Here is a 25542-nt window from a genome sequence, read left to right as displayed (position 1 = left end):
CTCACTCGTTTCGCATGCCGATGCCAAGCAGCAGTCCTACCAGCACCACGTACGCACTCGTGCTGAGCGCGTGGGAGAACATGGACTGCGTCAGGCCGGAAACCATGTAGATGGCCACCAGCATGCCGGCCGCCCAAGGGGCTCCTGCCGCCTCCCCCGTGCGTCCCGTGCGGATCTGGCGCGTCGCGACTACCAGCGGGAGCAGATACAGGGCCAGCAAGCCGATGATCCCGGCGACCCCCATGGTCGCGCCCCATTGAGCCAGGTCGTTGTGTGCGTGCCCCAGCCCACAGAAGTGCCGCTCCGCACCCCTGCAATAGACGCTGGCATCCACGCGCGCCTCGAAGGCGTCGATCCCGATACCGGTGAGCGGTGACTCCCGGAAAGCATCCCATGCCACGGAGAGAAGCGCGAGGCGCGCGCTGATCGGCTTGTCCACCTGGCCCAGCGCATAGCCGGACACGTCCGCATGCAGTTGGTCCAGCCTGAACTGGGTGGACAGCCATGGCACGGTCCATAGCGCGACGAACAGGGTCGCGAGCACACCGCCGGCGATACTCAGCCGCCGCCACCGGTACTGCGTTGCACCGCCCACCAGCAACATCAGGACCACCAATCCCAGGCCCAGCAGCGCACCGCGGCTGCCGCTGAGAATGACGGCCACATTGGCCAGCACGATCACCCCCACCAACAGCAGCGGCATCAGGAGACCCCTGCCCGGCGGCCGACAGAACACCGCGACCACCAGCAACGTCAGCACCGCGTTCGCGAACACGATCGGGTTTGCGTCACCGCCAGCCCGCTCGACGCCCAGCCACACCTGCACGATCGAGATGGCGAACGCGATGAGCAGCCCCGCCAGCGCGCCATACCACAGGCTCGACATTCGCACGCCAGTCGTCCATGCCAACCAGGCGCACCAGGGCAGCAGCAGCGCGCGCGAAGGATTGTCCAGCGCTGTCCAACCCGCGCCAGCCGTCCAGGTGGAGATGGCCGTGATCGCGACAACGATCAATGCCGCCGCCAACAACGCATACCAGGCACGTGGGATTGTGCGTCCACTGCGCCAGAGGTCGGGGAGCACGGCCAAGGTTGCCGCCAGCATCAGTATCGCGAATACGGACAGTCCCTTGGGCACCACCAGCAGCGTGGCCGCGCTGAATCCCGCCAGCCACGCCAATCCACGCGCGACATCCTGTCGACGATAGCTCCTCACCTGTACACCTCGGGTCCTGCGGATTGTGGCGGCACGATCATGAAGGCGGCAGGCGGTACCCCGGGAAACAGAGTCTGAGCCAACCGCTTCCTTGTTACGTCAAAGTGATGTGAATCGACGGTTCTCTGCGCGCGGAAGTATGCGGCAATCGACGCACTCTCGGCACGCGGTACGCCCCATGCAGTCGGGTCAGGCCGCGTCCTGCGACGGGGTTCACCCTTTGCGCCATGATGCGTAGAAGAACCCGTCGCGGTCCTCCTCCCCGGGCAAACACTGCCGGCCGCCCGCGTCTTCGTGACCCCATGCGTCATCCAGTGCATCCAGCACCGCTTCCGGGTGGCGTGAGCGGAACGCATCTACCTGTCGCCCGTTCTCCGCGCGCAGAATCGAACATGTCGTGTAGATCAGTTGCCCGCCGCGGGCCAGGACATGCCAAGCCGCATCCAGCAGGTTGGCTTGCAGCCGCGTCAGCGCCGCAATGTCCTCGGCCCGCCGATGCAGCAGCACGTCCGGTTGCCGGCGCACGATGCCCGTGGCGGAGCAGGGCGCATCCAGCAGCACGACATCGAACGGCTGGCCATCCCACCAGGACGCCGTATCGGTGGCGTCGGCTGCCTGCAAGTGTGCGCTGACACCCACCCGATCGAGTGTCTCCCGGACGCGCTGCAACCGGCGGGCGTCCACATCCAGTGCAACCAGTCGCAATGAAGGATCACGTTCCAGCAGGTGCGCGGACTTGCCCCCGGGCGCAGCACACATGTCCAGCACGCGGGCTCCCTTGGGCAATGCAGCTGCCAGATCGGCCACGCGCTGTGCGGCCCCGTCCTGCACGGAGACATGACCCTGGGCGAAGCCGGGCAACGCCGTGGCGGCCAGCGGTTCGCGCAGGACCAGCGCATCCGCCATCTTTTCTGCGAGGTCCGCCACGATGCCCGCATCCGCCAGTCGTTGCCGGTACTCGTCGCGACTTCCACGAGATCGATTGACTCTCAACCACAGCGGCGCTTCCTGCTGGCTGGCCTCGAAGATCGCCTCGGCATGCTGCGGCCAATCGGCCCTGATCTGCCGGCGCAGCCATTCCGGCCAGAGCGCGTCAGCAGGCACAGCGGGCAGGCCTTCACGCTGCGCACGACGCAGCAGCGCATTCACGACCTTGTCCTGGTGCGGCCTCCCCAGCGCGCGCACGGCTTCCACGGTTGCCGACAGCGCCGCGTGCGGGGGAAGCCCAAGGACGACCACCTGCGCGAACCCCACGTGCAGGAGCGCACGCAACTCGTTGTCGCGCGGCCCCAGCGGCCTGCTCATCCACTGCCCCAGCGCTGCCTCGCTGCGGGCACGCGAGCGCAGCACGGCGAAACAGATCGCCTCCAGCAACGCGCGATCCCGTGCGTCATCGATGCGGGGCAGGCAGGCGGCCAGTTCCGCTTTCAGCGAACGGCCACGGTGCATCACGGCATCGACGACACGGGTAGCCAGGACCCGTACCGCGACGCCGGCCTGCGTGTTCATGCCGTCACCAGATCGCGCCGTGCGTTGAGGTAGTCCGCCGCGGTGATGGCCTTGCCCCCTTCCCGCTGGACGACACGCAGGCGCAGGACGCCATCGCCGCAGGCGATGTCCAACCCCTGCCGGCCTGCCGCAAGCAACGTGCCCGGCGTGGCGCCGTGAGACTGGTCCACCACAACCGCGCCGTGGATGCGCAAGCGCTCGCCGGCGACCTGCGCTTCGGCCACGGGCCAGGGATTGAACGCACGCACCTTGCGGGCCAGCACTCCGGCCGGTTGCGCCCAGTCGAGCTTCGCTTCGGCCTTGTCCAGCTTGTGCGCGTACGCCACGCCCTCTTCCGCCTGGGGATGCGGCGGCAGGCGGACGCCGGCACGCAGCAGACCCAATGCATCGCGCAACACCTGGGCGCCCAGATCGGAAAGCCGGTCGTGGAGTTGCCCGCCGGTATCTTCCGGACCAATCGGCATGCTCTGCGCCAGCAGCACCGGCCCGGTGTCCAGACCCGCTTCCATCTGCATCAGGCAGACACCCGTCTCGGTATCGCCCGCCTCGATGGCACGCTGGATCGGCGCGGCACCGCGCCAGCGCGGCAGCAGCGAGGCGTGTACGTTCCAGCAACCGTACTGGGGAATGTCCAGGACCGCCTGCGGAAGGATCAAGCCATAAGCCACCACCACCATGACGTCCGGTTGCATCTCGCGCAGTGCGTCCTGGGTGGACTTCTTACTCAGCGAGAGCGGCTGCAGCACCGGGATGCCGCGCTGGATCGCTTCCAGCTTGACGGGCGAAGGGGTCAGCCCGCGCCCGCGCCCCGCCGGGCGATCGGGCTGGGTGTAGACCGCGACGACTTCATGGTGGGCATGTGCGGCGCGCAGGCTGGGCACGGCGAACGCCGGCGTGCCGGCGAAGACGATTCTCATGCGGGTGAGACCTCAGGAAAGGGATATCGGAACGGGCGGGACCAGCCCGGCACCCGATCCCGCCACGCCCGCACGTCAGGCGACGTGCTTGCGCTGCTTGGCCAGTTTCTTGCGCACCATTTCGCGCTTCAGCGGCGAGAGGTAATCGACGAACAGCTTGCCGTCCAGGTGGTCCATCTCATGCTGGATGCAGACCGCCAGCAGGCCATCGGCCCGCAGTTCCTGCGGCTGCCCCTGGCGGTCGAGGAAACGCACGGTGACCGCATCGGCACGGGTCACGTCGGCAAAGATGCCCGGGACGGAGAGGCAGCCTTCCTGGTAGACCTGTTCGCCCGACTTGTCGCTCAGCTCGGGATTGATGAAGACCTGCGGCTGGTTCTTCTCTTCACTGATGTCGATCACCATGAAACGCTGGTGCACATCCACCTGGCTGGCGGCCAGGCCAATGCCGGGAGCGTCGTACATGGTCTCGAACATGTCGTCCAGCAGGCGCTGGAACGCCGACGAGGTCACATGCCCCGCATCCACCGGCACGGCCTTCGTGCGCAGGCGGGGATCGGGGAATTCGAGGATGGGGAGCAGGGCCATGATGCTTCTCTGGATGGGGGCGCCAGTGGAATCCGGCAAGCCCTCACGAATTCTAACGCGGGCGCTTGCTTTGCGTCGGGTTTTCTGGACTATAGTGCTGACCACCTGTCGGGGAATCAGGTAGATACCGCCATGTTTAAATATTTTCGTACGGTTCTCGCCGTTGCGGCGCTGACCGTCGGCACTTACGCGGCCGCTGCCGAGATGGCGGGGAGCCACCCTGATACCTACGTGGTCAAGCGTGGCGACACGCTGTGGGATATTTCGGCGCGCTTCCTCAAGAAGCCCTGGCTGTGGCCGGAGATCTGGCAAGCCAATCCGCAGATCCAGAACCCGCACCTGATCTATCCGGGCGACGTGATCAGCCTGGCCTATCTGGACCGCGTGGCCGTGCAGCCGGGCCCGCGCCAGGAAGCCCCGCTGAACGCCATCCCGCTGTCCGACATCGAGGCGTACCTGAAGGATCGCCGCGTCGTCGACAGCTTCGAAAGCTTGCCGCATGTCGCAGGGCTGGATGAAGACCGCCTGCGCGGCTCCGGCGGCCACAACATCTACGTCCGCGGACTGGAGGGCGCGCAGCCGGGCCAGCGCTTCGCGGTGGTCCGGCCGACGGCCCGCTTCACCGACAACCCGCGCGCGCAGGACCTGGACTTCCGCGGCAAGACCATCCGCGGCGAAGTGGACCAGTGGAAGGACATCGTCGAACAGAGTGGCAAGGGCGCTTTCCTGGGCTACGAACTGGCCAAGGTCAACGTGGCGACCTTCACCCGGGGTGTCGTCCCGGGCACCGAGGTCAGCACGCTGGTCGCCGACATCGGCGGACATGAGGTCCGCGTCGGTGACCGCCTGATCCCGGTGGACGCACAGCCCTACGACCTGCACTTCTTCCCGCACCCGCCCGCCAGCGATCCGGCCGGCAAGTTGCGCGTGCTGGCGGTGGCGGATGCCCTCACCTCGGGCGGTACGCGCGACGTGATCGCCATCTCCGGCGGCCGCCTGGACGGCGTGGACAACGGCACTGTGTTCTCGATCTGGCGCAATGGCAGCCACACCGCCAACCGCATGGCCCATCCGGAATCCTCGCGTATCAGCGAGTCGCCGAAGTCGGGCGCCGGCCGCGTCAGCCTGCCTGACGAGTACGCCAGCCATGCGATGGTGTTCCGCACCTTCGACAAGGTCAGCTACGCGCTGGTCATGGAAGGCGTGGAGGCCACCCGCGTCGGCTACGAGCTGAAGCACCCCGACGCGACCTACTGACACGCGTCAGGCAATTCCTACGCAAGACCGCGACGGCGCCCGAGGGCGCCGTCGTCGTTTCCGGCCTACGCTCGCGGCATGCATACCGACGACACGATCGCACTGGCCAGACTGGTCCTGGCCAGTGGCCCGGTGTTGTGCCGCCGACGCCTGCTCGACCAGCACGGCACACCGGCGGCGGCCCTCCGGGCAGGAGCAAGCGCCTGGCGAGCGGCAGGAATGGATGACGTACAGATCACCCGTCTGCGCGGCCCTGCCGATGACGCACATATGAGAACACTGGAGTGGCTGCAGGCCCCCGGTCATCATCTGATCGGCTGGCACGACGCGGACTACCCGGCCCCGCTGCGGCAGATCGGAAGCCCGCCGCTGGCGCTGTTCGTCGAAGGCGATCCAACCCTGCTGTGGCGGGCCGCCGTCGCCGTGGTCGGCAGCCGCGCGCCGACCAGCGGGGGACGGGACAATGCCCACGCCTTCGCACGGGCGCTCGCATCGACAGGGATCGTGGTGGCAAGCGGCATGGCGCGGGGTATCGACGCCGCAGCGCACGAGGCCGCGCTGGCGCTGGGGCCCGGCACTACCCTTGCGGTCGTCGGCACCGGCCCGGACATCGCCTATCCCCCGGGGCATGACCGGCTGCGCGATCGCCTGGCCACCCAGGGCGCCGTGGTCAGTGAACACCCACCCGGAACACCTGCGATGCGCAGCCATTTCCCTTCGCGCAACCGCATCCTCGCGGGCCTGACGCTGGGCACGCTCGTGGTCGAAGCCGCCGAGCGGTCAGGCGCGTTGATCACTGCCCGCCAGGCCGGCGAAGCCGGGCGCGAGGTCTTCGCCATCCCCGGCTCGATCCACAACCCCTTGGCGCGGGGCTGCCACCGCCTGATCCGGGACGGCGCCGCCTTGGTGGAATGCGCGCAGGAAGTCATCGAGGCGGTGGCGCCATTGGCCGCAGACCTCGCCAACGCCTTGCGTGGCCGCCTAGGCGAGACTGAATCGGCGGCAATCGCAGGGCCAGGCGAGACGCCCTTGCGACTGGACGCCGACTACCAGAAGTTGTGGGAAGGCTTGGGTCACGACCCAACAGGTATGGATCAGCTCGTCTCACGAACCGGATTGACGGCTGCGGAACTGTCCTCCATGCTGCTGGTCATGGAACTGGATGGCTTAGTAACGGCGGAACACGGCCGATACCAGAGAAAGACCGGTTTCTTCACCTCCACAGCGTCGATGACGCAGGCCGAGGGGCAATGAAAGAGAGCATCCTGGATGTACTGCTGTACCTGTTCGAACATTACTTCACTGAAGATGCGGACCCCGTCCGCGATCGCGACTCTCTCCAGAACGGCCTGATCCAGGCCGGTTTCAGCCCCGCCGAAATCAGCAAGGCCTTCGATTGGCTCGATGCCCTGGCCGACCAGCGGCCGGCCGCGTCGACGCCACGTGTGGGCGGCCCCACCCGCGTCTTCCACGGTCCCGAGCTGGAAAAGCTAGACGTCGAATGCCGGGGCTTCCTGCTGTTCCTGGAGCAGCATGGCGTACTGGACGCGGACCAGCGCGAGCTGGTGCTGGACCGTGCAATGGCACTGGACCAGGACGAACTGGACCTGGACGACCTGAAGTGGGTCGTGCTGATGGTGCTGTTCAACCAACCCGGCTCGGAAGCCGCCTACGCGTGGATGGAAACCCAGATGTTTGCGGACGAACCCGAGCCGGTACACTGAGGCGTTGAAACGCTTCAGGGGGAAGCATGTCGGGTTGGTACTACGCTGACCGGAACCGTCAGCAGCACGGGCCGGTGTCGTCGGAAGAACTGGTCACCCATTACCGTTATGGCCGCGTCGCGCTGGACAGCCTTGTCTGGCGCGAAGGCCTGCCCGAGTGGCTGCCGCTGCGGGAGTTTTCCGCCGAGCTGGGACTGCATGCGGCACCGGCCGATGGCGGCGGGACGCCACCGCCCGTTCCACCTCCGCCGTCGGCGCATGTTGCCGCTTCTTCCGCGCAGGAACGCCTGTTGCGCACACCCGCGCAGCCCGTCGCCAAGAAAGGAATGTCGGGCGGCAGGATCGCACTGATCGTGGCGGCGGCACTGGTGCTGCCCTGCGTCGGCATCGGCGGCATCCTGGCCGCCATCGCGATCCCTGCGTACAACGATTACACCCTGCGCTCGAAGGTTTCCCAGGCGGTGATCGACAACTTCGAACTGCGCAGCGACGTGAAGGCCTTCCATGACCGCGAAGGGCGCTGCCCCACCAATGGCGAAGGCGGCATCGGCACGCCGGAAAGCTACGCGGGTACCTACATCACGCGCGCCGTCGTCGGCGACTTCGACGATGGCACCTGCGGTTTCGAGCTGGAGTTCGGCAATACCGGCAACGCGCAGATCGACGGCAGGAAGCTGTGGTGGGACATGGGGAGCGACCACACCGAATGGCAGTGTTCGTCGGAAATCGACGACAAATGGCTGCCCATGGAGTGTCGCGGCTGAGGAACGTCGACGTGGCGCGGCAGGCCACGTATTTCATCGGGGATCGAACGCATGACGCACTGGTATTACGCCGACGCCCAAGGGCAGCGGCAGGGGCCGTTCACGGCCGGGGAACTCGGCGGCCATGTCCGCCAGGCGCGCCTGGGCGCGCAGTCCCTGGTGTGGCGAGAGGGACTGGAGGACTGGAAGCCGCTGAGTGCGCTGGCCTCCGAACTGGACCTGCCGGTCGGCACGATGGACCCGCCGGCAGAGGGTGCCGACGACGCCACTGAACTCCACATCCCCGCCGCAGACGCGCCTTACGCACCGCCTGCGGCACAGATCGCAACGGAACAGCATTACGTGGGCGATGGCGACGTGGTGCTCGCTGGCTTCTGGCGGCGCCTCGCGGCGCTTTTCATCGACTCGATGGTGGTGGGCTTCGCCTACTACCTGGTACTCATCGTGTGCGTGGTCGTGCTGGGCGTCGGCGGCAGCCTGCTGATGCGCGGCGGGAACGACGCCGAAGGCATGGCGGCGATGTTCGGCATGATGGCGCTGGTCTACCTGCTGTATCCGGTGATCAGTGCGGCGTACTACGTCGGTTTCGAGTCCTCGGGCAAGCAGGCCACGCTGGGCAAGATGGCGGTCGGCATCAAGGTCACCGACATCGACGGGCGCCGCCTGACGCTGGGTCGCGCGCTGCTGCGATGGCTGGCCGTCATGCTGAACTACCTCACGCTGTACATCGGCTACCTGATCGCGGCCTTCACCGAGCGCAAGCAGGGCCTGCACGACATGGCGGTGGGCACGCTGGTGGTGGATCGCTGGGCGTACACCGCGCATCCCGACTGGCAGCAGCGCGGCCTCGGCACCGCCACCAAGGTGATCCTGGCGATCGCGGGCGTCATCTACGGGCTGATCTTCATCGCCATGATGGCCGCCATCCTGATTCCACTGGCCACACAATCCTGAAAGGGCAAGGAGACCCTGCATGACCGAGTGGTATTACGTTGATATCCGGCACGAGCGCCAAGGCCCGGTGTCCCCGGAGGCTCTCACGGGGCTCTACCGTTCCGGTGCCCTGACCAGTGCATCGCTTGCCTGGCGCGAGGGCATGAACCAGTGGACGCCGCTGGGCGAACTCGCGGTCGAACTCGGCATCGCGGACACGCGCCCCGTCCCGGCTTCACCTGCGCCCGCCGCGCAGGAGCCCGAACCGGAGCCGGCACCCGTAGACCGTCCGCTGACCGGCCGGGCCGTTTTCACCGCCAGCGAACCCAGTTATGCACGGCATGCGCCCGCGCATGCCAGCCAGTCCGATGCCGTGGCGGCCGCAGCCGCCGCCACCCGCGCGGTTGCGGCGGGGGAATCCCCGGAGGCGGCCGTGTCGCCCTATGCAGCACCACGCGCGGACATGGGCCGCGTCACCTACAGCCCCCCCGTCGCGGACGGTCACGTGGTGTATGCCGGTTTCTGGAAGCGCGTGGCGGCCAGCTTCATCGACGCATTCGCCATCGGCATCCCGGTGGGCATCGTGGCCACCATCATCGCCGGGCTGCTGGGCTTGGGCAGTTCGTTCGCCGATGGCTTCTCGGGGGCGGCGGGCGCTTTCAACGTCGGCGAAACTGCCATCTCGTACGTGCTTTCTGCCATGGCCTACGGCTGGTTCCACTCCGCAGCCGGGCTGATGGCCACACCCGGCAAACTGGCCATCGGCATCAAAGTGGTTCGCGCCGACGGGGACAGGATCAGCTTCCTGCGCGGCTTCGCCCGCTACTGGGCCACCATACTGTCGGCCGTCATCCTCGGCATCGGCTTCCTCATGGCCGCCTTCACGTCGCGCAAGCAGGCCCTGCATGACCTGGTCTGCGACACGCTGGTGGTCGACAAGTGGGCTTTCACCTCGCAACCGGGGCGCCAGCGCGAAGAACTGGGGTCGGTGGCCCTGGTGGTGCTGATCATCGGCGGCCTGCTGATCGCCGGGGCGGTGATCCTGATGCTGGTGGCCTTCGCCGCCCTGTTTTCGATGAGCCGCTGACCGGCCCAACGGCGCGATCCGGGTCACGGAACCCGGCCCGGCCCCACCACGGCGGCTTGACAGGCCGGGGCCGGCCGTGACACCACTATAAATAGGAAATCTGAACGCCCGGGGCCCCCGCCCCGGGCGTCCGCTTCTCTGGCGCCCGCATCTGGGCCACCCTAGCCGGCCCCGGACGGCCCACCCGAACTCCCCTGAACCCCTGACATGCCCAAGCACCTGCTCATCGTCGAGTCGCCCGCCAAGGCCAAGACGATCAACAAATACCTCGGCAAGGACTTCACCGTCCTCGCGTCCTATGGCCACGTCCGGGACCTGGTGCCGAAGGAAGGAGCGGTGGACCCCGACAACGGGTTCGCGATGCGCTACGACCTGATCGAGAAGAACGAGAAGCACGTCGATGCCATCGCCAAGGCCGCCAAGGGTGCCGATGACATCTTCCTGGCGACCGACCCGGATCGCGAGGGCGAGGCGATCAGCTGGCACATCGCCGAGATCCTGAAGGAGCGTGGCCTGCTGAAGGACAAACCGCTGCACCGGGTGGTCTTCACCGAAATCACGCCGCGCGCGATCAAGGAAGCCATGGCCCAGCCGCGGCAGATCGCCGGCGACCTGGTCGACGCCCAGCAGGCACGCCGCGCGCTGGACTACCTGGTCGGCTTCAATCTTTCGCCGGTGCTGTGGCGCAAGGTGCAGCGCGGCCTGTCCGCCGGCCGCGTGCAGTCGCCCGCCCTGCGCATGATCGTGGAGCGCGAGGAAGAGATCGAAGCCTTCATCGCCCGCGAGTACTGGAGCATCGAGGCCGAGTGCGCGCATCCGCGCCAGGCCTTCACCGCCAAGCTGACGAGGCTCGACGGGCAGAAGTTCGAACAGTTCACCGTCACCGACGGCGACACCGCCGAAGCGGCCCGCCTGCGCATCCAGCAGGCCGCGCAGGGCATGCTGCACGTCACCGACGTGACCAGCAAGGAACGCAAGCGCCGCCCGGCCCCGCCGTTCACCACGTCCACGCTGCAGCAGGAAGCCTCGCGCAAGCTCGGCTTCACTACCCGCAAGACCATGCAGGTGGCGCAGAAGCTGTACGAAGGCGTCAACATCGGCGACGAGGAAGGCACCGTCGGCCTGATCAGCTACATGCGTACCGACTCGGTGAGCCTGTCGGCGGAAGCGCTGGCCGAGATCCGCGACGTCATCGCGCGCGACTTCGGCACGCAGGCGCTGCCGGACAAGCCCAACGTCTATGTCACCAAGTCGAAGAACGCGCAGGAAGCGCACGAAGCCGTGCGTCCCACCAGCGCGCTGCGCACGCCCGCGCAGGTCGCCCGGCACCTGAGCGACGACGAGCGCAAGCTGTACGACCTGATCTGGAAGCGCGCCGTCGCCTGCCAGATGGTCCCGGCCACGCTCAACACCGTCTCGGTCGACCTGGCCGCCGGCAGCCAACACAGCTTCCGCGCCAGCGGCACCACCGTGGTCGATCCGGGCTTCCTGGCCGTGTACGAGGAAGGCAAGGACCAGAAGAACGCCGAGGACGACGACGAGGGCCGCAAGCTGCCGCCGATGAAACCCGGCGACACCGTGCCGCTCGACCGCATCCACGCCGACCAGCATTTCACCCAGCCGCCGCCGCGCTTCACCGAAGCGGCGCTGGTGAAGGCGCTGGAGGAGTACGGCATCGGCCGTCCCTCCACCTACGCCTCGATCATCCAGACCCTGCAGTTCCGCAAGTACGTGGAAATGGAAGGCCGCGCGTTCAAGCCCAGCGACGTGGGCCGCGCGGTATCGAAGTTCCTGTCCGGCCATTTCACCCAGTACGTGGACTACGACTTCACCGCCAAGCTGGAGGACGAGCTGGATGCCGTTTCCCGCGGCGAGGAAGACTGGGTGCCGCTGATGGAGCGGTTCTGGGGTCCCTTCAAGGATCTGGTCGCCGAAAAGGCGGAAACCGTGGACCGCAGCGAAGCCACCGGCGCGCGCGAACTCGGTACCGACGCCAAGTCCGGCAAGCCGGTCAGTGTGCGCCTGGGCCGTTACGGACCGTATGCGCAGATCGGCGACAAGGACACCGACGAGAAGCTGGAGTTCGCCTCGCTGCGTCCCGGCCAGTCGATGCATACCATCACGCTGGAAGACGCGCTGGAACTGTTCAAGCTGCCTCGCAAGCTGGGCCAGGACAAGGACGAGGATGTCAGCGTCGGCATCGGCCGCTTCGGCCCGTTCGCCAAGCGCGGCAGCGTGTACGCGTCGCTGAAGAAGGAAGACGATCCCTACACGATCGACCTGGCGCGCGCGGTGTTCCTGATCGAAGAAAAGGAAGAGATCGCGCGCAACCGCATCATCAAGGAATTCGATGGCAGCGACATCCAGGTGCTGAACGGTCGCTTCGGCCCGTACATCAGCGATGGCAAGCTCAACGGAAAGATCCCCAAGGACCGCGAGCCGGCGTCGCTGACGTTCGACGAGGTGACCAAGCTGCTGGAAGAAACCGGCAAGCCGGTGCGCAAGGGTTTCGGCAAGAAGACCGCCGCCAAGAAAGCCGTGGCGAAGAAAGAAGCCGCACCGAAGAAGACTGCTGCCAAGAAGGCACCGGCGAAGAAGGCAGCGAAGAAGACAGCGAAGAAGGCCGCCGGGAAGACGGCGACCACGTCCGCCGGCAAGAAAACAGCAGCAAAGAAGACGGTGAAGAAGGCGGCATCCAAGGCGGTCGCCGGAGACGACGCTCCCTTCTGACCCCACCACGACGCCGACGACGCCATGCCCATCGAACGGACCATCGAGGAAGCCGCGGAAGTCATCCGCAGTGGCGGCATCGTCGCCTACCCCACCGAGGCGGTGTGGGGCCTGGGCTGCGATCCGTTCGACGAAGGCGCGGTGCACCGGCTGCTGGCGATCAAGCAGCGCCCGGTGGAGAAGGGGCTGATCCTCATCGCCGCCACGCTGGAACAGCTCAAGCCGCTGATCGATGTCGCCGCCGTTCCAACGGACCGCCTCACCGAGGTCCTGTCCAGCTGGCCAGGCCCTCACACCTGGGTGATGCCCGCCACCGCGCAGGCCCCCCGCTGGATCACCGGCGTGCACCGCGGCATCGCCGTGCGCGTGAGCGAACACCCGGTCGTGATCGGCCTGTGCCAGGCCTATGGCGGCGCACTGGTGTCCACCAGTGCGAACCTCAGCGGCAAGCCCGCCGTCAGCGACCGCGACGCCCTGGACCCGCTGCTGCTGCCACGCGTCGACGCCGTCGTTGCCGGCCACACGGGCGGCCTCGCCCGTCCCACGGTCATCCGTGATGCACTGACCGGCCAATCGCTGCGCGAATGACCGGCGGCCGTACACGGCCGTCCTTCCACCTTCCCATCCCTCCGGCACGCGCGCACCATGGCCGCATGCTCCGCCTCGCCCCACCGCTGTTGACGATGCTGCTGACGCTGTCGCCCGCCGCCATGGGCGCGCAGGCGACGCCCGGCGCCGGGCAGGTCACCATCTACCGCTGCGTGACCGCCAACGGCAGCGTGGCGCTGCGCGATTCGCCGTGCCTGAAAGGCGAGAAGCAGGAAGTCCGTGCGATGCAACGGCCGCTGGATCCCGTGCCACCGCCTGCTGTCGCTGCGCCTGCGCCCGCGCCGCCGCCTGCCGAGCCGCCCCCCACGCGCGTGGTGTACCTCACCCCGCCGCGGCCGATGTACGAATGCACCACGCCCGAGGGCAAGCTCTACACCAGCGACAACGACGACGGCAATCCGCGCTGGGTCCCGTATGGCGTGGCCTATCCCACCTGGCCGCGCATCGGCAGCGGTACCAGCGTGTCCGGCAGCGTCTCGGTCGGCAACGGCCATCTGTCCTTCGAAAGCGGTGACCGTCGGCCGCCGCGTCCCCCGGGCGGCCACTATCCGGGGTATGGCCCGGTGATCCTGCCCGGCGGCACCTGGGTCCGCGACACCTGCCACCCGTTGCCACAACAGGAAGTGTGCGCGCGCCTCTCCGACCGCCGCTACGAGATCCTGCGCCGCTACGGCAGCGCCATGTCGAGCGAGCGGCGCGCGCTAGACTTGGAACAGCGCGGCATCGACGCGCGCATCGCCAACGATTGCAGGAATCCATGAGTCCCCCCGTACGCGCCACCACCGCCTGTCTTCCGTTGCTGGTCCTGTGCTGGATCACCGCGACCCCGGCCGCCCACGCGGACGAAGTGACCATCTACCGCTGCACGGATGCGAGCGGCGCACTGACGCTGCAGAATTCGCCATGCCCCAAAGGCATGAAGCAGGAAGCGCGCACCATGCAGGGCGTCAACACGGTGCCGATGACGTCCGCGCCCACGGCCACGTCGCCCGCTTCGCCCGCGCAGGCATCACCGGCCATGGCCGCGCCTGCGGCGCCCGCATCCGCAACACCTGCCGTGCCAGCGACCGCCGGCAGCGCGCGCCGGCTGCCCCCGCCGGTGCTGTTCCAGTGCACCACGCACGACAAGGGCACCTACGTCACCGAAGACAGCGAACCCGCCTCGCGCTGCGTGACGTTGCGGACAGTGGGACTGGATGGCAACCCGCAATCCGGCGCCGGCCAGGCCTGCGAAGTCGTGCGCGACACCTGCGCCCGCGTGCCCGATGGCGCGCTCTGTGAGGCGTGGCAGAAGCGCCTCGACGAAACCGAAGTGGCCTGGCGCTTCGCCCGCCGCGAGAACGTCGATCGGAACAAGGCCGAACACGAGCGCGTCGCGCGCATCGTCAGCGAAAGCAACTGCGGGCAATGACGCTAGGCCCTTGATCCCTGCATCGGCGCCTCGCCGTTGCATGCCCCTCAGTCGCGCGCCAGCGCCTGCAACCGCCACGCATCACCGAGTCGCCCCTGCATGGCGGCCACCAGCGCATGCATCAACAGCAAGCGCTTGTCCGCCCCCGGCCGCTCCGCACGCGCCTTGCGCGCGTCATCGACACCATGCGCGTGATAGGCCGCCAGCACCTGCACCGCCAACTCGTCGCGTCCCGGTGCGCGCGCGACCGGCGCATGGCCCAGCGCACGGACCATCGCCTCCGCAGTGGACCATGTCGACCACGGATTCTGTCCGGTGATCACCCGACCATCGACCACGGTGTTGTCCAGGTACATCGGACCCTCCACGTAACGCGCGCCTTTTTCCACCAGGCGGTCCTGCAACAGGTACGGGAAGCGCGCGCGTGCATCCTCGATCAGGAACAACTCTTCCGCATTGCTGAATCCGGCCACGCGACGGCCGCGCAGCAGCGGCGTGCCATCGTCCAGCGTCACCTCCAGCAACGCGGCCGGCCCGTGGCACACCGCGCCAATCACGCCGCCTGCCTGGTACACCGCGCGTACCAGCCGCTGGATGGCTGGATCATCGGGGAAGTCGAACATCGTGCCCTTGCCGCCGACGAAGTACACCGCCGCGTAACGTTCGGGATCCACTTCGCGCACTGGCAGGCTGGCATCGAGTTTCCCGCGCGCGACGGCATCGTTGAGGAAGGCATGGTCGGCTTCGACCATGTCCTCGTCATCCCGCCGCATCGGCGGTGATCCCCCTTGCGGACTGGCGATGTCGACGTCATAGCCGTTGGCCCGGAACACGTAGTACGCCCGCGCCAGTTCGGTCAGCTCGAAGCCCGCGTTCTTCTCGCCACCCGGGAAGTGCGAGGTGCTGGTGACCACCGCCAGGATCTTCCCGCGCGTTGGCGGCAGCACATCGCGCATGAAGGCCAGGTCCGCCACCGTGCTGTCCGGATCCGCAGGCGGCTGTGCATCCAGGTCCAGCGTGTATACGTAGGCGAACCCTCCGACTCCCACCACCAGCATCGCCGCCAGGCAGGCCAACAGCCCGCGCTTGATCCATCGCCGCATCCCGATGTCCTCATCTCCAGGTCGGCACACGCTACGTCGTGCGTGTAAAACGAACTTCAATCGCACCCTCCGTCGCACCGTGGCGACTGTCGCCGCACTACGGAACATCGCGGATGGCGATGCGGCACGCGTGCGCAGGGCGCTGGGTAGAATCGGGTGTTCCGCCCCGGGAGACTGACCGATGCCGCACGACCCCCTGCCCCGCCTGCTCCGCGAGATGCGCCTGATGCGTGCCTACGCCGGCGCGCTGACCATGGCCTTCATCGCCTTGCTGCTGGTGGCCTTCAAGGCGCCCGACCCGCATTTCGAACGGTTGTCGGTGGAGCGGCTGGACGTCGTGGACGCGGACGGCACGCCGCGCGTGGTGCTGACCAACCAGCAACGCTTTCCGCCGCCGATGTTGAATGGAGAAACCTTCAAGCGCGCCGTCACGCCCGCGGGACTGGTGTTCTACGACCGCAAGGGCAACGAAGTCGGCGGCCTTGCACTCACCGACGTCGAGGCCGGCAAGGTCTCGGCGCTCGCCTTCGACAATCCCAACATGGACGCCATCGGCCTGCTGACGCGCATCGGCGCCGACGGCGAGCCCATCAGCAGCGGCCTGCAGATCAACCAGGCCGTGCCCTCGCACGTGAAGGTGCTCGACGCGGCCAGGCAGGCCACGCGCCGCATCGTGATCCAGAACGAACACAACGATGCCGAGATCCTGCTGGCCGACGCGAGCGGCAAGGACCGCATCCGCCTGCGCGTGGATCGTGCCGGCGACGCCCGCATCGAAGTGCTGGATGCGGACGGCCGGGTGGTGTTCCGCGCGCCCGAGGCGGCGGCTCAGAACCCGTAACGCAGGAACCCGCCGTCCACGGCGATGCATTCGCCGGTGACATAACTGGACGCAGGCAGGCACAGGAAGCCCACCGCAGCCGCGACTTCCTCCGGTTCGCCGATCCGGCGCATCGGCGTATGCGCGACCACTTCGTCGTAGTAGTCCGGATCCGACAGGGGCCCGGACGTACGGCGCGTGCGGATGTACCACGGCGCCACCGCGTTCACGCGCACGCCGTCCTCGGCCCACTCGGCGGCCAGGTTGCGGGTGAGCTGGTGCAGCGCGGCCTTGGTCATGCCATAGGGCGCGCCGCTGCGCACGGCGGTGATGCCGGATACGCTGCCCACGTTGACGATGCACGAGGCGGCATGCCGCGTCAGCAGCGGATGCGCGTAGCGCGACAGCTCGAATGCCGAGAACAGGTTGGTCTCGAAGATGTTGCGCCACTCGTCCTCGGTGTAGTCCACCGCCGCGCGCGTGACGTTGCCGCCAGCGTTGTTCACCAGGATGTTGAGGCCGTCATCGTGGTCTTCCACCCAGTCCAGGATGGCGCGGCGATCCTCGTCGTCCGCCACGTCGGCAGCCAGCGTGCTGATGCCGCGCTCGGGGAATTCCTCCGCCAGTTCGGCACGCGCCGCCTGCAAGGCATCCTCGTCGCGTGCCACCAGCAGCACGTCGGCACCAAAGCCCAGCAGCTCGCGCGTGATCGCCAGCCCGATGCCCGCACTGGCCCCGGTCACCAAGGCCAATTGCCCGTCCAACCGCCACCGGTTCGCCGCCACATGCGTCTCCTTCATCGATGCGCGTAGCATAGCGCCACGTCACAGGAGGACCGTCGCCATGATCCGGATCCGCCTCATCCTGCTTGCCCTGCTCGCCTTGGCCTGCGTGGCCTGCCGCGCTCCCGAGCCGCCGCCGACCGACGAACCACCGGAACCGCAGGCGAGCGCGGACGGCGTGGCGGCCTGAGCTGCACATCGGATTGACGCGTCGGCGACGCGAGAGACGATGCCGATGCGACGTCTCGCCCGCTCCTCCGCATGCGGGTGAGCAGGGATCAGAGATTCAGTGGACGTCGCGCGGCGGCGTCTCGCCATTGCGTAGCGTCAGCACCCGCGCGCCGGTGCGGGTCACGGCGATGGTGTGTTCGAACTGCGCGGACAGCTTGCCGTCGCGCGTATGCACCGGCCACTGGTCGGGGCGCGAGCGGATCGCGGCGCGGCCCTGGTTCAACATCGGCTCGATGGTGAACACCATGCCTTCCTCCAGTTCCAGACCGGTGCCGGGCCTGCCGTAGTGATGCACGTGCGGGGCTTCGTGCATCTCGCGGCCAATGCCGTGGCCGCCGTACTCCTTGACCACGCTATAGCCCTGTTGGCGCGCGTACTGCGCGATGGCATGGCCGATGTCGCCCAGCCGCGCACCGGGACGTACGGCGGCGATGCCCTTCCACATGGCGCTGTACGTGGCTGCCACCAAGCGCCGCGCCGGATACGCCACCTCGCCGACGAGATACGTAGTGCTGGAATCGGCGATGTAGCCGTTCTTCTCCAGCGTGATGTCCAGGTTGACGATCTGGCCGCTGCGCAGCACATCCGCTTCCGACGGCATGCCATGGCAGACCACGTCGTCGATCGAGGCATTCAGCACGTAGGGGAAGTCGTACTGCCCCTTGCTGGTGGGCCGCGCGTGCAGGTCGTCCACGATCATGCGCTCGACGAAGTCGTTGATCGCCATCGTGCTCATGCCTTCCAGGGTGAGCCCGCCGAGCGCGTCGAACACGGAGGCCAGCAATGCGCCGGCCTCCGCCATCAACGCAAGCTCGGTCTCGCGCTTGATCACGCGTGTCCCGGGCGCACTGGCTGCGGTTGCACACCCGCCGCGCGCAGTTCATTGGCGACGATGTCCTGGAAGCTCAGTTCCGGGTGCATCTCGCACAGCATCCCGACCTTGATCCAGAAGTTGGCCTGCGCATTGATCGAGCGGTGACTGACGGTGCAGGCGCGGCGGAGCTGGTCGTGCAGCGCGTCGTCGATGTTGACGATGCCCATGGAGGTGCCTTGAAAGGGAACGGAATACATGAATCATATATGTTTCATATATTCATTGCCAGCCGGGTGATCCTGCACCCCGTGCAAGGCGGTCCGCAGGCGGTATCCGCCGCGTTGCGCCGGGCCACGGCTGTGGCGATGGCGCCATGCATCGGCGTCCAGACCCGGCGCACCCGTCACCTGCGTGGCAGGCGATGCCGCAAACGCAACGGGCCGCGCGGTGTCCCGCGCGGCCCGTCGATCAGGCGATGACGATGAGGTTCAGAACCCGCAGAAGCAGTACGCCAGGCTCTTCACCGGGGCACCGTGGCGGTCGTTGACGGCTTCGTCGACGAAACGCAGCTGTGCTTCCATCTCCGGCAGGCTGCGCGCCAGCAGGGCGCGGGCGAAGTCGGAGTCCTTCAACCACGCCGAGCCCAGGCGGCTGCCGGCGAAGCCGCCCATGAACTGCGAGAACGGCGAGGACATCTTCTCGATGTAGCGCACGCGGTACTTGTCGGGTTCGCCCAGCTTGGCGCGCTTGGCGGCATCGGCCAGGGCCGCATCCAGACCAGCCAGTTCATCGACCAGGCCACGTTCCTTGGCCTGCGCACCGCTCCACACGCGGCCGCGTGCCACCGCGTCGATCTCTTCGACCGGCTTCTTGCGCGCCTCGGCGACCTTGCCGGTGAAGTCGGCGTAGCCCTTGTCGATGACCGACTGGATCACCTGGCCCACGGCCGGGTCCAACGGGCGGCTGATGTCGAACGCGCCGGCGAAGCGGGTGGTGCCCACGCCGTCGGTACGCACGCCGATCTTCTCCAGCGTGCGCGGCACGGTGGGGATCAGGCCGAAGATGCCGATGGAACCGGTGATGGTGGACGGGTCGGCATAGATGCGGTCGGCATTCATGCTGATCCAGTAGCCGCCCGATGCGGCCAGGTCGCCCATCGAGACGACCACCGGCTTGCCGGCCTTCTTCAGCGCGGCCACTTCGCGGCGGATCTGTTCGGAGGCATACACGCCGCCACCGGGCGAATCCACTCGCAGCACCACGGCCTTCACGTCCTCGTCGTCGCGTGCCTCGCGCAGCAGTGCCGAGGTGGACAGGCCACCGACGCGGCCGGCCGGCTGGTCGCCGTCGGTGATCTCGCCTTCCGCGACCACCACGGCCACCTGCGGGCGCTTGTCCAAGGGGTTCGTCCTGGCATCGAGCTGGGGCAGGTAACCGGCCAGGCCGATGGCGCGGAAGCCGGTGTCGGAATCCTCGTCGGCCACGCCGCGCTCGATCAGCAGGTTCTCGACTTCTTCCTGCGTCTTCAGGCCGTCCACCAGCTTCTGCTGCAGGGCGTACTTGGCCAGGTCGCCACCGGCGGCGGCGATGCCTTCGGGCATGGTGTCGATGCCGGCGGCCAGCGCCTCGGGCGTGGTCTTGCGCACCTTGGCGATGTCGGCAAGCAGGCGCTGCCAGACGTCGTTCATCCAGTACAGGTCGGCTTCCTTGGCTTCCTTCGATGCAGCGTCCAGCACGTACGGTTCGGCCGCGGACTTGTATTCGCCCACCTTGAACAGGTGCACGTCCACGCCCAGCTTCTCCTGCAAGCCCTGGCGGTAGTACTGGCGATAGCGGCCCAGGCCCTCGAGCATCAGGCTGCCCATCGGGTCGATGTAGACCTCGTTGGCCTGCGCGGCCAGCAGGTACTGGGTCTGGCTGACGTTCTCGCCGAAGGCGACGATCTGCTTGCCCGAGGCGCGGAACTTCGCCAGCGCGGCGGCGACTTCACGCAGCGAGGCGTAGCCGGTGGGCTGCAGCTGGTCCACGCGCAGCAGCATGCGTTCGATCTTCTCGTCCTTCTGCGCGGCCTCGATGGCGCGCAGCAGGTCGCGCAGCTGCACTTCCTCGGCGCTCTTGTCGCCGAACGCCTTGGCCAGCGCGCGGGTGGCGGGGTCGGCGGTGAACTGTTCCACCAGGCGGCCTTCCGGCGCCAGCACGAAGGTGGTGCGCTCCATCAGCGGCTTCACCCCGCCACTGCCGGCGGCGATGACGAACACGATGAAGATCAGGAACAGCAGCCCGAAGAAGATCAGGTTGAGGACCAGCTTGCGGGTGAAGTTCATCACGTCCCACAGGCCGACGAAGAACGTGGTGATCGGGCTGCGGCGGGGTGCAGGTGCGACTTGGCTCATGGGGAACTCCGGGAAACTGGGGTCACTGTAGCGTGTGCCTGCGGGGCTTACATGCCCCGTTGGTCACCGTGCGGAAGCTGCGGGCGTGGCGGCGGTCCAGCGCAGGCTGCTGCGCTGAAAGCGCCAGCCCAGCAGCACGGCGGCGGCGGTCAGGCCCACGATCAGGCCCAGCCACATGCCCTGCGGTCCCCAGCCCAGGCCCAGGCCAAGCCCGGCGCCCAGCGGCATGCCCAGGCCCCAATAGGCCGCGACCGCCAGCCACATCGGCACGCGGGTGTCCTTCAGCCCGCGCAGTGCACCGGCGGACAGCACCTGGATGCCATCGGGGAACTGGAAGGCGGCGGCAAACAGCAGCAGGGTGCCGGCGAGGGCGGCCACGGCCAGGTCATCGGTATACAGCGCCACCACCAGGTCATGGCCCAGCAGCAGGAACAACGCCGACATGGCCTGCGTGGCCAGCACGATGACGTAGCCCGCGTGCGCGGCGCGGCGGATGCCGGCCACGTCGCCCGAACCGACCGCATGGCCCACGCGCACGGTGGTGGCCTCGGCCACGCCCATCGGGATCATGAAGCACAGCGCCGACACGTTGATGGCGATCTGGTGCGCGGCGGCGGGCGTAGCGCCCAGGCGCGCGATCAGCAGCGCGGTGACGATGAAGAGGCTGCCTTCCATCAGCACGGTGATGCCGATGGGCAGGCCGGTGCGCAGCAGTTGCAGAATGGGTTCGCGACGCGGCGGCTCGAAATGCGCGAACAGCTGCAGGTCGGCGAAGCGGCGCGCGCGCGCCAGGTAGATCGCGAACGCGATGGCCTGCAGCCACATGGTCAGCGCCGAGGCGATGCCCAACCCGCCTGCGCCCATCTCCGGGAACCCGAGCTTGCCGAACGTCAGCACGTAGCCCACCGGCGCCAGCACCAGCAGGCCGCCGAAGCCCAGGATCATCGTGGGCAGCGTCCAGTGCGTGCCTTCGCTCAGATAGCGCATGCAGAAGTAGAACGTCAGCGCCGGCACGCCCCAGCGGATGCCGTGCAGGAACGCCGTCGCACCGGGAATGATGTCGGGCGTGATGCCGAACGCGGTCAGCGCGTAGGGCGCGGCACTCAGGAAGGCGAACATCAGCAGGCCCAGCCCCAGCGACAGCCACAGCGCCTGGCGGAACAGCGGCGCGATCTCGTCGCGCCGCTTCGCGCCATCCAGCTGCGACACGGACGCCGTCAGCGAGATCAGCGTACCGATCGGCACCATCATGGGCAGCCACAGCAACGCGGTACCCACGGTGACGGCCGCCAGCGTCTGGGTGGCGTGGTGGCCGGCGATGACGTTGTCGACGAAGCCGATCAGACCGGTGGAGACGTGGCCCAGCACCAGCGGCAACGCGAGCGTGCCTGTGGCGCGCACTTCCTGTCCGAAGCGCGGGGTCGGGGAGGGGGAACGGGACATGGGATCAACCGCCGGACTGCGGCCGCGCGGATTCGCGCTGGCACCGGGTCACGGGAGGCCGGTATCTTACCCGCTAGCCCGCCGCGCCACCCGAACGCCCCATGACCCCATCGCACGATGCCGTGCACGCCAGCGCGTGCGAGAACTGCCATACACCGCTGCAGGGCGAGTTCTGCCATGCCTGCGGACAGACCTCGCACAACCCGTTGCGCAGCTTCGGGCATGCGGTGGAAGAAGTTTTCGAGTCGTTCTGGCACCTGGACGGCCGCATCTTCCGCACCCTGCGCACACTGATGTCGCCGGGCAAGCTGGCGAACGCCTACCTGTCAGGCCATCGCGCGCCCTTCGTGGCGCCGCTGCGGCTGTTCGTCGTCCTCAGCGTGCTGACGTTCTTCGTGGGCAAGTTCGCCATGGGCAGCGGCGATGTGCTGAGCCCGCCAGCCGTGGCGGACGGCAAGGGCGGCACGACGGTCAAAGTGACGGGCGCGGGGGACGAAGGCGTCGACTTCGAATCGTTGACCGACCCCGACGAAGTGGTGCGCCTGCGCGACCGGACCATCGACGGGCTGCTGGCCGCGCGCGCCACCATCCCGCCGCCGCTCGCCTTCGCGCGCGGCCGCGTGGAAGACAACATCCGCGGCACCCAGGCGCGGGCACGCGCGCGCATCGCCGCACTGCAGCCGGATCATCCGGCGCTGGCCGAACCCGACCGGATTCCGGAGGGCGGGCCGATGCCGGACTCCACCGGCTCGCTGTTCTCGCAGAACGGAAAGCCGTGGCATCCGACCGACAATCCGATCCGGGTGGACTGGCTGCCGGCGTTCGGCAACCGCTGGTTGAACAAGAAGATCGCGCGGGCGCAGGACAACATCCCGCGCCTGCAGAAAGACCCCGAGCTGTTCAAGAACACCATGATGGGGTCGGTTCCATCGGCGCTGTTCGTGCTGGTGCCGGTGTTCGCGCTGCTGCTGAAGCTGGCGTACATCGGTACACGCCGTGTGTACCTGGAACACCTGGTGGTGGCGCTCTACAGTCACGCCTACCTGTGCCTGTGCGTGCTGGCGTTCTTCGCCCTGTCCTTCATCGACAGCCTGCTGCCCGCGCAGGCGACCGTGGCACGCGCGCCCGTGTGGCTGGCCGAGCTGCTGATCATGTGCTGGATGCCGGTGTACCTGTTCTGGATGCAGCAGCGCGTCTATCGCCAGCACCCGGTCGTCACGCTGGTGAAGTACCTCGCGCTGGGCATGCTGTACTTCATGCTCGTCGTCACGGCCATGGTCCTGCTGTCCCTGACCAGCCTGGTGAATGCGTAGGGAAACGCCGCACGGCGCCGCCATGCAGGCACGTCGCCTTGCATGCCGTTCGTGGTGAGCCCGTCGAACCACGAACGGGATCCGGTGTTCTGTGCTCCTGGCTAGCGATCACGCTGGTGCCGCAGCCATGCGCGCCGCTGGCTGACAGGCACCGCCAGCAGTTCACGACGGAACGCATCCCGGTCCTGCGGCGGCAAGCGCTGCGCCAGCGCGGCCAGATCGTCCCGTTGCTCCGCGTCGAGCTGGTGCAGCACCGAGAGCGCCGCGTCGCGCTCGCCGGGCGGTACGTAGGCGAACAAGGGTTGCAGGCGCGGCCAGTCAGCACCGAGCGCCGGCCCCAAGCGCCATCCGTTGCGCTGCATCGCATCCTGCACGGCGAACTGCGTGCGCAGGGCAGCCTGGTGTTCCGGCGGCAGCGCGGCGACCTCGGCGGCCGCGGCGCGCAACCGCGCGCGCTGTACTTCGTCCAGTGAACGCCAGGCGGCGTAGCGCGCGCGACGGTCTTCGCGTTCGTGCAGGAGCAGCGCATCCCACGCGATGCGCCGTTGCTGCCACGCCGCCTGCGCCGCCGGCGACATCGCCTGCCAGCGCGCGCCGGCGGCGGCGTCCTGCGCGGCGGAGACGGCGATGCCGGCGATCGAGACCACCAGACCCACGGCGCCGAGTAGAGCCATCCGCATCTCAACGCGCCGCATCGTCATCCTCCACGGCAGGCGTTTGAGGCGTGCCTGCGCCGGCCACGTACCAGGCCAGGAAGTCCGCCTCGCGGGCGAGGGCCTCCTCGTCGGCATCGGCGAGCAGCGCGAAGTCCGCATGTTCGTGCGGCGCCATCGCAGCGTCGGAGCGCACGGCAGGGGCGTCGGCAGCCGGCAGTTCGGCCACGGCGATCACCGGATCCGGAGGCAGCGCCAGCGCGCCGTCGCCGCCCGCCGGGACCCCTGCCGTGCCAGACGGCGGCGGGGCGTCCTGCCTGTCCCACCACCACCCTGCCGCAGCAGCCGCCAGCAACAGGAGCACCGCGAGCAGGCTCCAATGCCAGCGTCGGCGGCGCGGAGGAGCCGTCACGGCCAGCGCAGCGGGCTTCGCCACCGGCGGCACGGGGCGCGTGCCGGCAAGGGCGTCCTCCCGCAGGCGAGCCAGTGTGGCGAGACGGTCAGGAGACAGGTCGCGCAGGTGTTGCTGGATGGCTTCCGCCAGCGCACGCCATCCGGCAGCGTCGGGCTGCCCGGTCGCATCACGCGGACAGGCACGGGCCAAGGCATCGCGATAGGCCGGGCCGTCGATGCCGAGCGCTTCGGCGGCCTCGGCCTCCTGCAGGCCGCCTGCCAGCCGCAGCAGCAGGGCGGCGCGGTCGGCAGGCGCCGGTGCCGCCAGGGCCGCAAGCGAACCCGACCAGTGCGCGTACGCGCCGTCCGCCCGCAGTTGCGGGGTGGCGGCGAGCAGCGACCAGAAGCGCACCGGCCAGTCCGCCATCGGCAGCGCCGCCGCCTTGGCACGGAACGCGCGCAATGCCGCCGCCAGGGCGACGTCGCCACGGTCGGGGTCTCCGCACTGGAGCGCGGCGAACACCGCGCCCCGGCGTTCGCACCCCCGCAGGAAGGCGGCAAGGGCGGCGGGCGGCGGGTCGGAAGCGGGGGTGGGAGCCATGGCGAAACCGGTTGCGGACGACCCGATCATAGTCAGCCTGCGGGCCCGTATGGACGCTTGACATCGCGCCGGAACCTGCTCTCTTCGGCCGCACAAGGCTTTCCGCGAAAAACGTTGTGCACAGCGGTCACCAAACCGTCATGCCAGGCCCGGGACTCCCCCGTCAGGACATTGTGTCAATCGGGTTTCACGGGCAACTGCATGATTTCATTGAAAAATACAGGGATGGCGCTTTTTTCGCCAAGGTGGCA

At 68.1% G+C, this 25542-nt stretch carries 25 protein-coding genes; 13 read left to right on the top strand and 12 right to left on the bottom strand.

From position 1 onward, the window contains the following. Window position 1: 1 nt before the first annotated feature. The 4 genes from IB223_RS19000 to def all read right to left on the bottom strand — a co-directional run bounded on the left by IB223_RS19000 (window position 2) and on the right by def (window position 4230). Entirely contained in the window at window positions 2-1216 is a 1215-nt protein-coding gene (locus IB223_RS19000) for an O-antigen ligase family protein (protein WP_192199914.1), read from the bottom strand. A 213-nt stretch (window positions 1217-1429) separates the two neighbouring features. Continuing rightward, a complete protein-coding gene (gene rsmB, locus IB223_RS01430) occupies window positions 1430-2725 on the bottom strand; it encodes a 16S rRNA (cytosine(967)-C(5))-methyltransferase RsmB (RefSeq protein ID WP_192199913.1) in 1296 nt (431 codons plus the stop codon). Further along, complete coding sequence (fmt, locus tag IB223_RS01425) at window positions 2722-3642, bottom strand: methionyl-tRNA formyltransferase (protein ID WP_192199912.1); 921 nt, start codon at window positions 3640-3642, stop codon at window positions 2722-2724. Before fmt ends, rsmB begins: the two co-directional genes overlap by 4 nt. A gap of 75 nt (window positions 3643-3717) precedes the next feature. Further along, window positions 3718-4230 carry a peptide deformylase gene (gene def / locus IB223_RS01420; protein ID WP_192199911.1) on the bottom strand — a complete coding sequence of 171 codons (513 nt, stop codon included), beginning with the start codon at window positions 4228-4230 and terminating at the stop codon, window positions 3718-3720. Between the two features lie 132 nt (window positions 4231-4362). Here def and IB223_RS01415 point away from each other — a divergent pair, with 132 nt between their 5' ends. The 10 genes from IB223_RS01415 to IB223_RS01370 all read left to right on the top strand — a co-directional run bounded on the left by IB223_RS01415 (window position 4363) and on the right by IB223_RS01370 (window position 14745). Continuing rightward, entirely contained in the window at window positions 4363-5487 is a 1125-nt protein-coding gene (locus IB223_RS01415) for a LysM peptidoglycan-binding domain-containing protein (protein ID WP_192199910.1), read from the top strand. A gap of 78 nt (window positions 5488-5565) precedes the next feature. Further along, window positions 5566-6741, top strand: a complete 1176-nt coding sequence (gene dprA / locus IB223_RS01410; RefSeq protein ID WP_192199909.1) for a DNA-processing protein DprA — start codon at window positions 5566-5568, stop codon at window positions 6739-6741. After that, on the top strand, window positions 6738-7211 hold the full coding sequence (locus IB223_RS01405) for a DUF494 family protein (protein WP_142123186.1): 474 nt from the start codon (window positions 6738-6740) through the stop codon (window positions 7209-7211). The genes dprA and IB223_RS01405 overlap by 4 nt, the downstream gene beginning before the upstream one ends. 26 nt (window positions 7212-7237) lie before the next feature. Then, entirely contained in the window at window positions 7238-7975 is a 738-nt protein-coding gene (locus tag IB223_RS01400) for a GYF domain-containing protein (RefSeq protein ID WP_192199908.1), read from the top strand. A 51-nt stretch (window positions 7976-8026) separates the two neighbouring features. After that, window positions 8027-8929 carry an RDD family protein gene (locus tag IB223_RS01395; RefSeq protein ID WP_192199907.1) on the top strand — a complete coding sequence of 301 codons (903 nt, stop codon included), beginning with the start codon at window positions 8027-8029 and terminating at the stop codon, window positions 8927-8929. 19 nt (window positions 8930-8948) lie between these two features. Beyond that, on the top strand, window positions 8949-9995 hold the full coding sequence (locus IB223_RS01390; RefSeq protein WP_192199906.1) for an RDD family protein: 1047 nt from the start codon (window positions 8949-8951) through the stop codon (window positions 9993-9995). A 207-nt stretch (window positions 9996-10202) separates the two neighbouring features. Further along, window positions 10203-12725, top strand: coding sequence for a DNA topoisomerase I (locus IB223_RS01385; protein ID WP_192199905.1), 2523 nt, complete (start codon window positions 10203-10205; stop codon window positions 12723-12725). Between the two features lie 24 nt (window positions 12726-12749). After that, a complete protein-coding gene (locus tag IB223_RS01380; protein ID WP_192199904.1) occupies window positions 12750-13313 on the top strand; it encodes an L-threonylcarbamoyladenylate synthase in 564 nt (187 codons plus the stop codon). Between the two features lie 65 nt (window positions 13314-13378). Beyond that, window positions 13379-14095, top strand: a complete 717-nt coding sequence (locus IB223_RS01375) for a DUF4124 domain-containing protein (RefSeq protein WP_192199903.1) — start codon at window positions 13379-13381, stop codon at window positions 14093-14095. Next, entirely contained in the window at window positions 14092-14745 is a 654-nt protein-coding gene (locus tag IB223_RS01370) for a DUF4124 domain-containing protein (RefSeq protein ID WP_225590749.1), read from the top strand. Before IB223_RS01375 ends, IB223_RS01370 begins: the two co-directional genes overlap by 4 nt. 47 nt (window positions 14746-14792) lie before the next feature. Here IB223_RS01370 and IB223_RS01365 read toward each other — a convergent pair whose 3' ends face one another. Further along, the gene (locus tag IB223_RS01365; RefSeq protein WP_192199902.1) at window positions 14793-15848 is read right to left on the bottom strand and encodes a type 1 glutamine amidotransferase domain-containing protein; all 1056 of its coding nucleotides are present in this window, start codon (window positions 15846-15848) and stop codon (window positions 14793-14795) included. 181 nt (window positions 15849-16029) lie between these two features. On the opposite strand from IB223_RS01365, the gene IB223_RS01360 reads away from it, so the two are divergent. Continuing rightward, window positions 16030-16689 (top strand): hypothetical protein, encoded by a 660-nt coding sequence (locus IB223_RS01360; protein ID WP_192199901.1) that lies wholly within the window; start codon window positions 16030-16032, stop codon window positions 16687-16689. On the opposite strand, the gene IB223_RS01355 is transcribed toward IB223_RS01360, so the two are convergent. Next, complete coding sequence (locus tag IB223_RS01355; protein WP_192201194.1) at window positions 16677-17453, bottom strand: SDR family oxidoreductase; 777 nt, start codon at window positions 17451-17453, stop codon at window positions 16677-16679. The two genes, IB223_RS01360 and IB223_RS01355, sit on opposite strands and share 13 nt — an antisense overlap. 58 nt (window positions 17454-17511) lie before the next feature. On the opposite strand from IB223_RS01355, the gene IB223_RS18955 reads away from it, so the two are divergent. Next, the gene (locus tag IB223_RS18955; RefSeq protein ID WP_255431469.1) at window positions 17512-17640 is read left to right on the top strand and encodes a hypothetical protein; all 129 of its coding nucleotides are present in this window, start codon (window positions 17512-17514) and stop codon (window positions 17638-17640) included. A gap of 96 nt (window positions 17641-17736) precedes the next feature. On the opposite strand, the gene map is transcribed toward IB223_RS18955, so the two are convergent. The 4 genes from map to IB223_RS01335 form a co-directional block, all read right to left on the bottom strand. Beyond that, window positions 17737-18513 carry a type I methionyl aminopeptidase gene (gene map / locus IB223_RS01350; RefSeq protein ID WP_192199900.1) on the bottom strand — a complete coding sequence of 259 codons (777 nt, stop codon included), beginning with the start codon at window positions 18511-18513 and terminating at the stop codon, window positions 17737-17739. After that, the gene (locus tag IB223_RS01345) at window positions 18510-18722 is read right to left on the bottom strand and encodes a ParD-like family protein (protein WP_192199899.1); all 213 of its coding nucleotides are present in this window, start codon (window positions 18720-18722) and stop codon (window positions 18510-18512) included. Before IB223_RS01345 ends, map begins: the two co-directional genes overlap by 4 nt. A 261-nt stretch (window positions 18723-18983) precedes the next feature. Further along, window positions 18984-20888, bottom strand: coding sequence for a signal peptide peptidase SppA (sppA, locus tag IB223_RS01340; RefSeq protein ID WP_192199898.1), 1905 nt, complete (start codon window positions 20886-20888; stop codon window positions 18984-18986). Window positions 20889-20951: 63 nt separating this feature from the next. Continuing rightward, on the bottom strand, window positions 20952-22331 hold the full coding sequence (locus IB223_RS01335; RefSeq protein ID WP_192199897.1) for an MATE family efflux transporter: 1380 nt from the start codon (window positions 22329-22331) through the stop codon (window positions 20952-20954). A gap of 101 nt (window positions 22332-22432) precedes the next feature. Between IB223_RS01335 and IB223_RS01330 the strand changes: the two genes are divergently transcribed. Continuing rightward, window positions 22433-23644 (top strand): DUF3667 domain-containing protein, encoded by a 1212-nt coding sequence (locus IB223_RS01330; protein WP_192199896.1) that lies wholly within the window; start codon window positions 22433-22435, stop codon window positions 23642-23644. A 101-nt stretch (window positions 23645-23745) separates the two neighbouring features. Here the strand turns inward: IB223_RS01330 and IB223_RS01325 are convergent, their stop codons facing one another. Next, window positions 23746-24318: a DUF3106 domain-containing protein gene (locus tag IB223_RS01325; protein ID WP_192199895.1), complete on the bottom strand. Its 573-nt coding sequence runs from the start codon at window positions 24316-24318 to the stop codon at window positions 23746-23748. Between the two features lie 7 nt (window positions 24319-24325). Beyond that, window positions 24326-25291: a hypothetical protein gene (locus IB223_RS01320; RefSeq protein ID WP_192199894.1), complete on the bottom strand. Its 966-nt coding sequence runs from the start codon at window positions 25289-25291 to the stop codon at window positions 24326-24328. Window positions 25292-25542 lie beyond the last annotated feature (251 nt).

The organism is Pseudoxanthomonas sp. PXM03 (assembly GCF_014852005.1).
Lineage (GTDB): Bacteria > Pseudomonadota > Gammaproteobacteria > Xanthomonadales > Xanthomonadaceae > Pseudoxanthomonas_A.
Note: the sequence above shows the minus strand (reverse complement) of the source record. Positions and strands in the feature narration are given on the sequence as shown.